We start from the raw sequence: 13,777 nt of genomic DNA on the forward strand, positions 1-13,777 counted from the left end.
AAACAGGTAAAAATAAAAAGGTCACAGAAAAGGCGGCTAACCTAGTTCGGACGACAGCCAGGAGCGGCAGGGTCATAACGGCAACCGGGGATAATGCAAACGTGCTCATTATAGCTGGTAGGAGCCACAGCCGTGCGGGTTACAGCTACACCGGTAGGGATAGCAATATTACTCGCATTCCCCGCAGCACAGTTATTAGGATCGATAAAAGCCAAGTAAGTTTGCATAGGATCCGGAGTCCAAGGTGGAGAAGTCAGAGCCGTAGATATATTGGCGGCCCATGGGGCGGCTGCACAGTTCCGGGTTGGAAGATAGCGCTTGTCCGGCTGCGTACTGTATTCCTGGAAGGTGTAAAACCCGTCTTCTGCAGGGTTGGAGGCAAAGTTGATACACTTAGCAGCCAACCAGACTTGGTTCATCATGTCACACGTGTAGGTTCCCCCTGCGATAGGGCTTGGAATTGTATGATTAATCCCGACACCGGCGCTGTGTCCACCGAGCATATCGTAATAACCAAAGTTGGCGCTGACAAAGTTACGAAGGGATGTCCCAACAAGATTTTCGAGCGCATTATCCATACTGGTAGTAGATAGGGGGGCTCCAAACTGGCTGGTTTCGCTGAACATCTCATCGGCGTGATCGGCAAGCTCCGCCAAAAACATATCGAAACAGGTATATTCAAGTACGCTATCCGGCTTGAGTATTAAATTCTGGTTTTGTGTTATCTCCCTTTGAGCTTCCAACCATGCCCGCGCGGACAAAGTTTGATAGTAAGTTGAGTCACACGGCGTGGAGGCAATAGCAGGGGGAGCACCTGCAAAAGCTCTTTTCACAAAGGCTGGATGTACGAAAGCAGCAGCGCAAAGCACAAAGACGAATAGCAGCTTGGAACAATAAAAATCACTTAAAACTGTCTTGCTCATTTCTTTTTTCCTTCTAACTCCCATATTCTACACAAAAACTGCGCTTTTTCGCAAATAACACACCAAATTCTTAAGGCGGAGGCGGCTCACAAGTATCCGCAGTATAATCATACCAGCAACCTGGATTCGGACAGAATTTATCTTCATGTGTAGCATCCGTAGCTGTGACAAAGTGAGGGGCGCTATAGGTTGTCATATCCCAATCGTAATAATCATGGGTACGCATAGTAACCGTCAAGCCGGTCGGTATAGGCTCAGAGCAGTTATAAGTCACCGATCCCACGGTTGAGTTAGGTGCCATTAAAAGCTCAAAATACAAAATCATACCGTCATACACGGCAAACAGAAAATCACAGTTATTTGCAACCCTAATAATATCGTTCGTGACATTCGTGCTTGCAAAAGGACCGCCGCCGGCCGCAGGGCATCTCGGATTTTCTGTTATGGGCATCGGTGAGTTGGATCCCGCGCCGGGGGTCATGCCGGGGGAACATTCCTGAAGCAAAATCCGCGGATCCTGCGTTGAAAGGTCCTCGAAATTGATAAACTGATCGTCCTCTCCGAAATCCCGACACTTCGCAATATCCCAAACCGCCTGCATATGACTGCAATCGTAACTGTTCGCGCCAATCGCGCTGTAATCAAGGGTATTGTCGATAGCGCTTTCCCCACCAAGGAATGTGTGATCGAAATTGTTTGTAATATAATCCTCAAGCGTATCAAGAAGAAGAGTGTCCAACACATTATCTAGGTGGTCATCATCATAATTAACGGTGTAGGTTGTCGTGTTGGTGCCGCAACTGTCATCCCCTGTACACAGGTCAACCTCACGACTGTCAAAAGTATCCGCCTCGCTAAAGATCATTCCGGCGTTGTGGGCAGTTAGAGCAATAAACTGGTCGAAGCAGGTATATTCCAGAACGCTGTCTGGCTTGTGGATCAGCTGTTCGTTGATAATCACCTCACGGCTGGCCTCCATATAGGCCTTGGCGTAAATCTGGTTCATGAAGTTTCCATCGCACATACCGCCGGTATGTGGGGCGGCACGACCTGTTTTGGGGCCGTTCATACCGGGGTCAGTTCCGGCCGTTGTATCCGTGTTGACATCGTATCCGGTGCAGGGAATCCCCGGAGTACACGCTGCAGCAAAGGATTTCGAGGGAAGCGATATAACAATCAAAAACAGCATGAAAGCCGCAAAAAAAGGGGGCATATGTTTCTTTGAAGTGCGGAGCATCGTCTAGCCTGCAGTTTGCTTCTTCAGTATATACATTTTTGTGGGCGGATCCCAAACAAAGATATCATATCCATAATCGTTGTTGTTGCTCTGAAATGCAAGAATATCCTGTACCCCGAACGAGTATGAATTGCCCAAGGCGAGGTTCCGTGCGCTAAACTTCCCTAAAAGCACAATATTTCCGCGGCTTTCCGCCAATATCAGAAACGTACAGAGTTTTTCGTCTCCATAACATTTTTTCTGGCGCAAGATGTACTCGCTCAGGCTGTCACGATTCAAGTCCATTTCCGCAGCCTGATAATTTTCCATATTCATGTGAAGATTCGCTGTCACAAAATCAGAAATCAGCAGCTGGGCTGTGGGGGGGATCGGCTTATCGAAATCAAGAATCTCCAAAGCTTGCGCTTTTTGTGAGCCAAAAACACCGAAAACAATAACAAGTAAGGCACCAATAAAGCGGCCCATATTCATGGCTAAAACCCCGAAAATACGCGGTGGGAACATTTTAACAAACCTTAGGGGCAGGGGGCAAAGAAAAAAATCGTAGCAATTTCCTTCCAAACCCTGATTTTATTGAGTTTTTTCGGCAGTTTATTTGAGGTCTATTTCGAGAATCGCGATGTTGAGGTCGTAGGAGGTTTCCCCGTCATCCATATCCTTGTAGATTGTGCCAATAAATTCCCCGTCCATCAAAACCTCTACGGAATCCTGCGTTCTTTCGCGTTTCTTGAGGGTGATTCCTGAAAGTTTCAGCTTTTTTGCCAGATAGTTTTCCAGCTTTCTGAGTTCATCGGATGTGAAGTGCATGTTTGTCCTCTGGCGCGTTCGTTGATTCTTGATCTCTCGGTTTCAGCCCCTTGGATACGAGGTCATGACAGTGGTTGGCAAGTGTTTTTCTGTCCTTGTAGTCTTTTGCCCGCACAGGTTCTTGAAAGTGCAGGCCGATGACGGCTCCGCGGCTTTTGGCGAATCGCCAGAGATGATCGGGCAGGGGGGTGTCCATATTGATGTGCCAGGCGTAGATATCGCGTTCATCCTGCGTTTGCGGCGGTTTTCTGTTTACGGTGAGCATGGTAATTGTAAAGGGCTGTATCATCAGATTCTGCGCCTCGTCCTTGAGCGCAATCGCAAACAGACTGGATTTGAAGGGCAGGACCGCGCGTCCGTCCGTCGAGGTGCCTTCGGGGAAGAGAATCAGGCTTTTGCCATCGGTGAGCATCTTATCGAGAGCGCTTTTTTCCTTTTGTGCGTCCTCACGGGAACGGCTGATGAAGGCGGTTTGCTGAAGCTTTGAGAGGAAGCCGAAGACCGGCCAGGATTCGACATCCTTTTTTGCCACGAAGGAGGCCTTCAGGAGGCTACCGATGGCCGGGATATCGAGATAGGAGAGGTGATTGCTGACGAAAAAGGTTTGTGCGTCTGTTTGCGGCTTGCCGATGACCTGCACGCGGATCCGCAGAACGGCGCAGATGGCCTTATGCCAAAGACAAGGCACAAGGTAAGCCCCCTTTCCTCTATGAACGGCGAGTATGAGGAGTTGTAACGGGCTGACGATGATGACCAGTAGGGCGAAGATCGAAAGCTTGATGATCGCGATGAGCGTTCTCATTCGCCGTTTGAGTCCTGACCGGATGTGCCGGGCATGGTTTTCTGGATTTTGCGCTCGAAATATTTGCGGTACCGCTCGGTCATCAGGGAGGTCTGGACCACGATGCAGACATCCGTCGTGTTGAATTGTTCGTCTATTACTGCCCCTGCGCCGATGGTTGCCCCCAGGCGCAGATACCCCTTTATGAGGGGCGGGAGGGTGACGAAGGTGCGTTTTTCATTAAAGGCTTCGCGGGGCAGGATGTTCATTTCCACATAGCGGTCGGGCAGGGCGACCGGGCAAATATCCTTCTGCGTCGGGTGATAATGATGCAGGTAGGAGAGCTGCGGCGCGAGCGCCTTGATGTCCGTTCCCGAAAAACTGGCGCAGCCGAAAAGTAGTTCTATCTTGTGACCCGTGATGTAATCGGCAATCCCCTGCCACAGAAGATTGAGGATCGGCTTGGTGCGGAAGGGGGCCAGGACGCAGGAGCGGCCAAGCTCTAGCAGATATTGGCCTGAACGGATCAGGGGGGCGATGTCGTATTCGTCCTGAGAATAAAAGCGTCCGAATTTTTCCGCTATTTCCTGCCGGATCAGGCGGTAGGTGCCCACGATCTGTTCTCGGCTCGATTCAGGGTTACGGAAAAGGACAATCAGATGATCGGCGATTTTATCGAAATCGTCAAAATCGCGTTTTTGAACCTGCATGGCCTGAGAGGGTTTGGCCTTGAATTCCTCATAAAAAACCTGATAGCGCAGGCGCTGTGCCTCTTCGATTTCGGCAGGTGTTTTAGCCAGCCTTACATATGCAAACGCCGGATCTATTTCTGAGGGAGGCAAAATGTCAGGATCGGCTGCGGTCATCAATCTCATACAGGGGGTTCCGGTGCACGGCTTCAGGATTTCTGGATAAACCCCTGAAGACTATGCCTACTGACTCCAAAAAAATTTATCCTAAAGAAAAGAGGCGGGGGGTCAAGCGGATTCGCCCCGCTTCGGGGTTTTGGGTGCTTTCATCAGAAAGCCTTTGCCGCCCGGTTAGAGCTATCCTATAAGGTCTTATGTCCTCCGTGCTTTTTGTCTGTACCGGAAATATCTGCCGCTCGCCGACGGCGGAGGGAGTTTTGCGGCATAAGCTTCAATCTCTTGGTGTTCTGGACCGTTTCAGCATTGATTCAGCCGCCACCCATTCCTATCATACCGGGCATCCTCCCGATGATCGGACGGTCGCTGTGGCCCGTGAATACGGGGTTGAGCTTGGCGATCTGCGGGCGCGAACGGTCAAAGCCGCGGACTTTCAGGACTTTCAAACGATTCTGGCGATGGACCGGAACCATCTGAGAATTCTCAAGACGATGACCCCGGACTTGTATGCCGGGGAACTCCGCCTGTTCCTTGATTATTGCCCCGGAATGGAGGGGCAGGACGTGCCTGATCCCTATTACGGTGAAATCAGGGGTTTTCATGATGTCTATGCTTTGATTGAGCGGGGCGTTGACGGTTTTATGAGGAGTCTCCTGGACGCATGACCGATAGGAAAACTTCCGCAAGAAAAGCCAAGAATTCTTCCATCTCCTCTAAAAGGGAAGAGGGCGAAGAGCCGCTCTCGCAATTCTCCCTGTTCGCGGGTGATCTGGTCAGCCGCGCCTTTTCAGCCCTCAGGATCGGCGGGCGGTCAACGACCGACCTTATCCTTCGCATGATCATCGTTATCGGGATCACATGGGTACCCATGGCCATGATGTCCTGGAATATCGTCCTGCCGTCCGGTACGCCGGCGCTTTTGAATTTTTTCTACGACTATGCCGCCTACGCGCAATTTCTGATCGGGATTCCGCTTTTTATTATCGCCGAGCGGGTTGTTGCCGAAGCGACGATGGGGGCAGTACGGGATTTCGAATCCAGCGGGGTGATCGCCGATGATAACAAGGAGGCGTTCAAGGCCGCGCAGAGGGGGGTTGAAGACCTCCGCAAACGCGTATTTCCCGAAATCATTTGTATCCTTTTTTCTTTCGGGTTTGCACTCAGCACGATCATGCCTGAACTCTTCTGGACGTCGGATATGCAGACCTGGCACGTCGTCAAAATGGCGGACGGCAGCCGCGTCTTCACCCTGCCGGGGCTATGGGAGATGCTGGTGGCGCTGCCGATCCAGATTTACTGGTGGGTCCGGTGGGTGTGGAAAATCATGATCTGGTATTGGTTTCTTTCGCAGGTTTCCAAATTTAAACTGGTTCTGGTGGCTTCGCATCCCGATCATACGGGCGGGATCGGGTTTCTTTCCGAAGTACAAGCCAAGTTTGCGCTCGTGATTCTGGCTTACGGCATCAGCAACGTGGTGGCGACGATCGGCTACAAGATCGCCATCGAACACGCGCCGCTTGACCTGCCGCCGGTCTGGGGGCCGCTGGTGGGGTTTGCCGTTCTGGCGCCGCTGCTGTTCCTCTCGCCGTTGCTTTTGTTCACCAAGCAACTCAAGCGCACGAAGAAGCGGGCGCTGGCGCAATTCCGCGAGAAGGCGATGCGGAGCGCTCTGGCCCTTGAAACGGAGTGGTTGGGCACGCCTTACGATGAGGCGAAGGATGCGGCGGCGCGTAATGAGTTGACCCAGCTCAATCTATTGACAGCCTTTCACGAGCGGATCAACGCGATGCGGGTGGTGCCGTTTGATCTGCGCTCGGCGGGGCAGTTGATCGGCTCGGCCATCGGTCCCATGATTCCCCTGCTGCCTTATTTCGTGGAGGTGCCGGAGCCGCTGCAGGTCATGCTGGAAGCGTTAACCAAGTGGCTGCCGCATTGAGGCGGAGCAGTTGGCTCTGAGAAAAACTCTCACATCGGTTTGGGGGTCGTTGACACCGTCTTCGTTCTGAGATCATCGGCTGTTTCTGCGATTCCGGCTACGGAGGGGCGACCCTCAACAACGGATTGCGCGAAGACGTGCAGCATACGCGACTCGACGAGGGCCCGGCTTTCTGCAATCTGGTTGTCAGAGAGGCGATTGCCCGCATAGTCAAATTCATCAGCCTCCAGTCCCATGCGCCATTTCCCGTCCTGCCCGATTTGGGCCGTCAGGCGGATGCCGCGGGAGTCCAGATCATAAAGATAGCCGCTCAGGGCTTCCTCATTGCCGGATTGCGCCAGTCGGTGCGCGTTTTCCATTTCGGGGCCGAAGCGGCTGAAATAATCCTCGTTGAAGGCGTTATAACCCCGGAGATAAAAGCGCATCTCCTCGATATACCGACTCATTCCCTCGGCGGGGTCGTAAGGGGTATTTGGAGGGGGAATCTTATCGCCTGCCCATGTGTCCTTTTCTGGACCCGTGAGGAGGTTCGCTATGCCTTCCAAGGCTCGATTAATATTGTATTCAGTTCCCACCCTTGTGTTTCGCAGCCATAACTCAAACGGACTCAAATTCCTCAAATCCTCGACGTTATCCGATCGTCTCTGGCCTTCTAAATCCACGGTCTCACCCCTTTTTTTGCCCTTATTTTTACATTTACCACATTTTGGGCTGGTTATGCAAAAAAGGTAGGAAAATTGTCAAAGCGCTCTGAGAGTGTGACCTGTGTTTTTGTGAATGTAAGCAATCCTATCCTTCCTTTATACGCAGGACTCATAACCGCCGGAAAGATGAGAAATATCAACAAAACCATTATCTTTTAATATCATAGCAGCCTGAAGACTGCGGATGCCTTTCTGGCAGTAGAGTACGATCGGTTTTTCGCGCAGGTCTAATGGGAGTGCGCCGACAAGAATTTTCGAGAGTGGCCAGAGGATGGCCCCCTCGATATGACCGGCCTGCCATTCCTCACGTTCGCGCACGTCAACGAGTATATGGCCGATAAGACTTTTGAGCTGATCGCGGCTGATTTCTGGGATTGCAGCAGTGGCACAGACGCGGGGAGGGTAGGTCAGGGAAATCTCTATCGCAGGTCGGCTGCAGACCGGGCATTGCGGGTTTTTTTTCAGGGACAGAGTCTTTGACTGCATTGTGCGTGTGTCTACGAGCAACAGGCGCGCGGACAGCGGCGAGAAGCCTGCGTGTCCAGTTATGATCTGGATCGCCTGCAAGGCTTGCGTGACACCGACGATACCGGCCACGGCGCCGATCACCCCAGCCTCCGCGCAGTTCCTTACAGGTTGCATCGGTCTTTCGGGATAGAGGCAGCGATAGCACGGGCCACCCTGATGGTTAAAGACTGCGGCCTGACCCTCGAACCCCTGAATGGCCCCGTAAATCCATGGTTTGCAGTATTTTACAGCGGCATCGTTGATCAGGAACTTGGCTTCGAAATTATCCGTGCCGTCGAGAATAACATCATATTGTGGAATCAGTTTCTCTGCCGTTTCGACGGTCAATTCCCCATCATAGGAATCGACGCGGATTTCAGGATTCATTGCCCTAAGCTTTTCTGCTGCAACGAAAGCTTTCGGCAATCCGATCTCAGCATTTGAAAACAGCACCTGACGCTGCAGGTTACTTTCTTCCACTCGGTCGAAATCGATGATTCCGATACGCCCTAGACCTGCTGCTGCCAGATAAAGCAAAGCCGGAGATCCCAGACCACCTGCACCGACGCATAGAATTGAAGCGTCTCTAATCTTGTTCTGTCCTTCTTTGCCGATTTCAGGCAGACACACCTGTCTGTCATAACGAGACAAGGCAAACCCCCCAGGTCCTGGAACCACATCAAGTTGTAAAAATCGAGATTTAAAAATCAATAACACACAAAAAGCCAAGAACCTAACGGCCCTTGGCTAAAAAACGAAAGTCCAAGAAAAAAGTTACCCGGGCTCGTTGCCTCTTATCTTAGCCTGACTATCCTTCTTGACCTCATCAGTTAAGAAGTTAAAGCTCACGCCGGCACGGGCAATAAAACTGCCGGCCGAAGCAAAAAGCGCACCCAACTGGAACATATCAACCTCCAAAAGCCTGCAAAATCACAGACCTGTAACGATTGTATCCGTAACAGCAGCCACGAGTCAAGAACAGCAAATACAGCACCAAGTACGTGCAGTACCGTTGCGAAGGTCGAAAGCCTGATTTTTGATGATCTAGTCCATATCCCTTGGCAACGGGTTGCCGACCGTAAATGTGGATTGACCAGATAAATGGCTAACATAATTTCTAGCGAGGTTTGACCAATACAAACCCCGCGCAGCAGTAAAAAACCCAGCAGAAACTGCGCCAAATATAGCGTTTAATGGGAACATATTTCTCTCCGTAGCAACGACCACCCTTTTGGCAAAAGGCAGTCTAAACCGTTAATAAGTTAAAGTTTTCCGTAGGTTATTTTTCTAATATTGCAGTGCAAAAGTCAACGGGTTTTTTTGTGCTTCTCTCAATGCTATGCCTGATGCGGGAATGAGAGAAATCCATTCGGGCTGGATTTAGAGAACATCCCTGTTTTCAAGGATTTTAGAGGGCGAATCGTTTCGTGGGGATGGGTTAGCGACTCTGATGATCTTGACGCCGGCGGATAGAAGGCCACCGATCACCTGTGTCATGAGGGCCAGTATCATGAGGCCCAGCACGGAATAAACTATTTTCTGAAGGCGGGGGGAAAAGAACACGTTGAACTCCTGTGGACCGACATTTCCATGGATGACTTTTTCATCCGTTGCGATGTTCTCGAAGAGTGTGCTGAGGATCTTGATATCTTCGGGGGCATCGATAATCTTGATGACGGTATACCCGACATATAGCAGGAAGGAGGCGCCCGCGACCACGAGAAGCAGGCCGATCAGGCTCAAAAGCGCACGTAAACCATCCATGTTGCCCCCAAGAAAGCATTTCAAAACAGAATTTTAGACCCTTCATAAAGGCAAAATCAACCTTTGAAAGATAAAATATAATCCTGATGAATTCCCATTTAGGGCGCCTATGAACGATAGCGACCACAGAACTCTGTCCGCACAGATACATATCACAAACGATCGCCTCGTTTTTGTTACGACTATGCTGAGTATTATTTGTTTATGTGCGGCAATTTATCCCTTGAGACAGCTTTTTATAGGGAGGGTTTTTGCTGCCGACTTTGGTATTTTAAGCAACTTGACGCTGCTCTTGCTGCTTACATCTGTTGGGAGAATAGCTTCCGACATGAATAATAGGCGCAATGAAATCCAGAAACGGCTGATACAAAACCGGACCGCCGGGCTCAAAGATATTGCGCCTGACCTCGGACTGATCTTGCTCTGTGTATTTTTATGCGGGGAAAGCCTGAACTGGCTCTGGCCGTTTCTCGACAGCGGCAACAACCCGCAAACGCTGATGACGGTTAAGGATATATTAGCGGCTGCATTTAAGGATGTGCCAGAGAAAATAGAGTTAAGTCAGGCCATGGCCATAGCAAGCGCTCGTTTGGCACTCGTTTTGGCACCGCTTTATCTTGTTGGCTTTTTGGTCCTTCGTTATCAGAGCGTTATGAACATGCTGGAAAACCCGGAACATTTTGACACTCTAACCTACGCGAGCGCCTTTATTCTCTTGATCATGCTCTCTGCGTTGATAGCGGCGTTTGGGAATAACAATTTGGAAATATTTGAAAAAGGCTCAAATCTTAGCCAAGCTGTTTGCTTAACGCTCTATCTGCTGAAAACAAAAAGACCCTCAATAAAAATCGAGAGCCCTTGAAAAAACGAAAAGAAGCGAAGATCAGCCCATACCAGCCGTCATAGCGGAAAGGTGAGTGCCACCGCTGGATAAAAGGTTTGCAAAACCGTGGGCGTTATGAATCAGCCCCTGCCAAGTAAAGCTCGCGAGATTGGCAGCGGTAACAGGGACTGCGCCCGTAGCGGCAACCGAACTTCCCGCGGCAGCCACGCCCTGCGCCGTTAAGCTTAAGCCTCCTGTAGCTGCAGCTAAGAAAGTACTCACGGCCAGAATGGGTGCAATAAAACGCACACCGTTCCAAATGGAGCGCAAAATCCCACCACCCGCATTCACACCACTGGAAACTGCATTTCCTACATCTTTTAACGGCATCGTCTTTCTCCACAACCCTTATATTTTGTATCTTTTTTCTTTCTTCCCTAAGTAATACCATAAAAACAAGTAAAAGATCAAGCTTTATGATTCATTCCGCCGCCGTGCGCTGCTTTTTGATCTGGCGGGTCAAAATCGGATTAAGGTGTTGCCCTGTATAGCTTTTTTTGTTTTTACATAGTTCTTCAGGCGTTCCCGTGCCAATAATTTGACCGCCCTTGTGTCCGCCTTCTGGCCCGATATCCACCAGAAAATCGGCGGTTTTGATGACATCGAGATTATGCTCGATCACCACGACCGTATTCCCCTGATCGACCAGTTGATGCAAAACCTCCAGCAGCTTGCGGACATCCTCAAAATGCAGACCCGTCGTCGGCTCGTCGAGGATATAAAGCGTCTTTCCCGTCGAGCGTTTCGAGAGTTCCTTGGCCAGTTTGACCCGCTGCGCCTCGCCGCCCGAAAGGGTCGTCGCCTGCTGCCCGACTTTAATATAGGTCAGGCCAACGGCGCGTAAAGTTTCCATCTTGTCGCGGATGGAGGGAATCGCCTGGAAAAACTCGGCGGCTTCCTCGACGCTCATATCCAGAACGTCGGCAATCGACTGGCCCTTGAATTTCACCTCCAGCGTTTCGCGGTTGTAGCGCTTACCCGCGCACCCCTCGCACTGCACATACACATCGGGCAGAAAGTGCATCTCAATCTTGATGACCCCGTCGCCCTGACAGGCTTCGCAGCGTCCGCCTTTGACGTTAAAGGAAAACCGCCCTGGCCCGTAACCCCGCGCCTTTGATTCGGGCAGTCCTGAAAACCAATCGCGGATGGGCGTAAACGCGCCTGTATAGGTGGCCGGGTTCGAGCGCGGCGTTCGCCCAATCGGGGACTGGTCGATATCAATGACTTTGTCACAATACTCAAACCCCGTGATGGATGCGTGGGGCAGGGGATGTTCTTTCGATTTCATCAGGGTCCGGCTGGCGGCGCGGTAAAGCGTGTCGATGGTCAGCGTCGATTTCCCCGAGCCGGAAACGCCTGTAATACAGGCGAAAGTTCCCAGAGGAATTTTCACGCTGACATTCTGAAGATTGTTGCCGCTGGCGCCTTTGATTTCGATGAACTGGCCCTTTTTCCCTTTCCTGCGCTTTTCAGGGACAGGAATTTCCCGCTCTCCGCGCATATACTGGGCGGTCACGCTATTTTTAGATTTGAAGACGCTTTCCGGCGTTCCTTCAGCGACGATCTCCCCGCCGTGAATTCCGGCGCCCGGCCCCATATCGACCAGATAATCGGCGGCGCGGATGGCATCCTCGTCATGTTCGACGACGATGACGGTATTGCCCAGATCCCGCAGCCGCCGCAGGGTTTCCAGAAGCCTGTTGTTATCGCGCTGGTGCAGCCCGATGGAGGGTTCGTCGAGCACATAGAGAACGCCCGTTAATCCCGAGCCGATCTGCGAGGCCAGGCGGATACGTTGGCTCTCGCCGCCCGACAGCGTCCCTGAGGCGCGGGAAAGGGTCAGATAATCCAACCCGACATTCATCAGGAACCCCAACCGTTCGCTGATCTCCTTGAGGATTTTATCCGCGATCTGGTTTTGCTGGTTATTGAGGATTTCAGGCAGAGCGGAAAACCACGCCAGCGCATCTTCTATGCTCAAAACAGAGATTTCAGCAATGTTCCTCGCGTCGATCTTGACGGCCAGCGCTTCGGGTTTCAGGCGTTTTCCTTCGCAGGAATCGCAGGGGGTGCTGATCTGATATTTGGTCATTTCCTCCCGCGCAAGATTGCTGGTCGTCTCCAGAATCCGCCGGCGCAGGTTGTTGATGACACCCTCGAAGGGTTTGTTGCTCTTCCACGTGCTGTCGTTCTTGCTGGTATAGGTCACGGGAATGATATCCTTGCCCGAGCCAAACAGAATGATATCTTTTTGTGTGCGGTCCAGCTTGGCCCACGGCGTTTTAATACTAATCCCGTAATAGGTGGCCACGGCTTCGAGTGCTTGCATATAAAAAGGCGCAAAGCTTTTCGACCAGGGTTCAATCGCGCCGGCGGCAATGCTCTTGCTGTCGTCGGGAACGACCAGTTCTTCGGCGAATTCATTCTTCTCGCCGAGCCCGTCGCAAGCGGGGCAAGCGCCATGCGGATTGTTAAAGGAAAAAAGGCGCGGCTCGATCTCGGGGATTGTAAAGCCGGAGACCGGGCAGGCGAATTTTTCTGAAAAGAGATTTTGTTCGCCATTATCGGCGTTTTCGGCAATCACCAGCCCCTCGGCCAGTTGCAGGGCGGTTTCAACGGAATCGGCCAGCCTTGTCTTGAGCGTTTGCGCCCCTTCGTTCTTGCCGTGCCGGATGACCAGACGGTCCACCACAACGGAAATATCGTGCTTGATCTGCTTATCCAGCTTAGGCACATCCCCGATCTCGTAAATCGTGCCGTCGACCTTGACGCGTTGAAAACCCTTTTTCTGAAGCTCCTTGAATTCCTTCCGGTATTCGCCCTTCCGGCCGCGCACCATCGGCGCGAGGATATAAAGCTTCGTCCCGTCCGCCAGCGCCATGATCCGGTCCACGATTTCACTGACGGTCTGGCTGGTGATCGGTTTGCCCGTTGCGGGGGAATAGGGGATCCCCACCCGCGCCCAGAGCAGACGCATATAGTCGTAGATTTCCGTGACCGTGCCGACCGTCGAACGCGGGTTCTTGCTGGTCGTTTTCTGCTCGATGGAAATGGCGGGGGACAGACCCTCAATCGAATCGACATCGGGCTTCTGCATCATCTCCAGAAACTGGCGCGCATAGGCCGACAGACTCTCGACGTAACGTCTCTGGCCCTCCGCATAGATCGTATCGAAGGCGAGGGACGATTTCCCGGAGCCGGACAGGCCCGTAATCACCACCAGTTGATCGCGTGGCAGTTCGACGTTGATGTTTTTAAGGTTATGTTCCCGCGCCCCGCGGATGGAAATAGATTTGAGCATGAAAACTCTATGGAACATTTTAGCAACAAACACAAGTTTTTCTTGATCGCGGATAAACTTGTCTT

General features: G+C 51.6%; 14 protein-coding genes. 3 read left to right on the forward strand and 11 right to left on the reverse strand.

The features are described from left to right. Positions 1–41 precede the first annotated feature (41 nt). The 6 genes from IPN28_07120 to IPN28_07145 form a co-directional block, all read right to left on the reverse strand. On the reverse strand, positions 42–923 hold the full coding sequence (locus tag IPN28_07120; protein ID QQS56079.1) for a hypothetical protein: 882 nt from the start codon (positions 921–923) through the stop codon (positions 42–44). Between the two features lie 70 nt (positions 924–993). Then, complete coding sequence (locus tag IPN28_07125) at positions 994–2,136, reverse strand: hypothetical protein (protein QQS56080.1); 1,143 nt, start codon at positions 2,134–2,136, stop codon at positions 994–996. Positions 2,137–2,163: 27 nt separating this feature from the next. Continuing rightward, on the reverse strand, positions 2,164–2,631 hold the full coding sequence (locus IPN28_07130; protein ID QQS56081.1) for a hypothetical protein: 468 nt from the start codon (positions 2,629–2,631) through the stop codon (positions 2,164–2,166). A gap of 120 nt (positions 2,632–2,751) precedes the next feature. After that, positions 2,752–2,967, reverse strand: a complete 216-nt coding sequence (locus IPN28_07135) for a DUF3126 family protein (GenBank protein ID QQS56082.1) — start codon at positions 2,965–2,967, stop codon at positions 2,752–2,754. Further along, positions 2,948–3,769, reverse strand: a complete 822-nt coding sequence (locus tag IPN28_07140) for a 1-acyl-sn-glycerol-3-phosphate acyltransferase (protein ID QQS56083.1) — start codon at positions 3,767–3,769, stop codon at positions 2,948–2,950. Before IPN28_07140 ends, IPN28_07135 begins: the two co-directional genes overlap by 20 nt. After that, entirely contained in the window at positions 3,766–4,614 is an 849-nt protein-coding gene (locus IPN28_07145) for a GNAT family N-acetyltransferase (protein ID QQS58562.1), read from the reverse strand. Before IPN28_07145 ends, IPN28_07140 begins: the two co-directional genes overlap by 4 nt. A gap of 197 nt (positions 4,615–4,811) precedes the next feature. Between IPN28_07145 and IPN28_07150 the strand changes: the two genes are divergently transcribed. Together IPN28_07150 and IPN28_07155 are read left to right on the forward strand one after the other, a co-directional pair. Then, the gene (locus tag IPN28_07150; protein ID QQS56084.1) at positions 4,812–5,279 is read left to right on the forward strand and encodes a low molecular weight phosphotyrosine protein phosphatase; all 468 of its coding nucleotides are present in this window, start codon (positions 4,812–4,814) and stop codon (positions 5,277–5,279) included. Then, entirely contained in the window at positions 5,276–6,550 is a 1,275-nt protein-coding gene (locus IPN28_07155; GenBank protein ID QQS56085.1) for a hypothetical protein, read from the forward strand. The genes IPN28_07150 and IPN28_07155 overlap by 4 nt, the downstream gene beginning before the upstream one ends. Positions 6,551–6,579: 29 nt before the next feature. Here the strand turns inward: IPN28_07155 and IPN28_07160 are convergent, their stop codons facing one another. From IPN28_07160 to IPN28_07170, 3 genes are all read right to left on the reverse strand, one after another. After that, a complete protein-coding gene (locus IPN28_07160; GenBank protein ID QQS56086.1) occupies positions 6,580–7,212 on the reverse strand; it encodes a hypothetical protein in 633 nt (210 codons plus the stop codon). Between the two features lie 138 nt (positions 7,213–7,350). Then, entirely contained in the window at positions 7,351–8,412 is a 1,062-nt protein-coding gene (locus IPN28_07165; GenBank protein QQS56087.1) for a HesA/MoeB/ThiF family protein, read from the reverse strand. 729 nt (positions 8,413–9,141) lie between these two features. Next, positions 9,142–9,525 (reverse strand): hypothetical protein, encoded by a 384-nt coding sequence (locus tag IPN28_07170; protein QQS56088.1) that lies wholly within the window; start codon positions 9,523–9,525, stop codon positions 9,142–9,144. Between the two features lie 109 nt (positions 9,526–9,634). Between IPN28_07170 and IPN28_07175 the strand changes: the two genes are divergently transcribed. Next, positions 9,635–10,387, forward strand: coding sequence for a hypothetical protein (locus IPN28_07175; protein QQS56089.1), 753 nt, complete (start codon positions 9,635–9,637; stop codon positions 10,385–10,387). 21 nt (positions 10,388–10,408) lie between these two features. Here IPN28_07175 and IPN28_07180 read toward each other — a convergent pair whose 3' ends face one another. Both IPN28_07180 and uvrA read right to left on the reverse strand, forming a co-directional pair. Beyond that, a complete protein-coding gene (locus IPN28_07180; protein ID QQS56090.1) occupies positions 10,409–10,738 on the reverse strand; it encodes a hypothetical protein in 330 nt (109 codons plus the stop codon). Between the two features lie 91 nt (positions 10,739–10,829). Next, positions 10,830–13,712 (reverse strand): excinuclease ABC subunit UvrA, encoded by a 2,883-nt coding sequence (gene uvrA / locus IPN28_07185; protein QQS56091.1) that lies wholly within the window; start codon positions 13,710–13,712, stop codon positions 10,830–10,832. Between the last annotated feature and the right edge of the window lie 65 nt (positions 13,713–13,777).

It is taken from the genome of Alphaproteobacteria bacterium (genome assembly GCA_016699735.1).
Taxonomy (GTDB): domain Bacteria; phylum Pseudomonadota; class Alphaproteobacteria; order Micavibrionales; family Micavibrionaceae; genus JAGNKE01.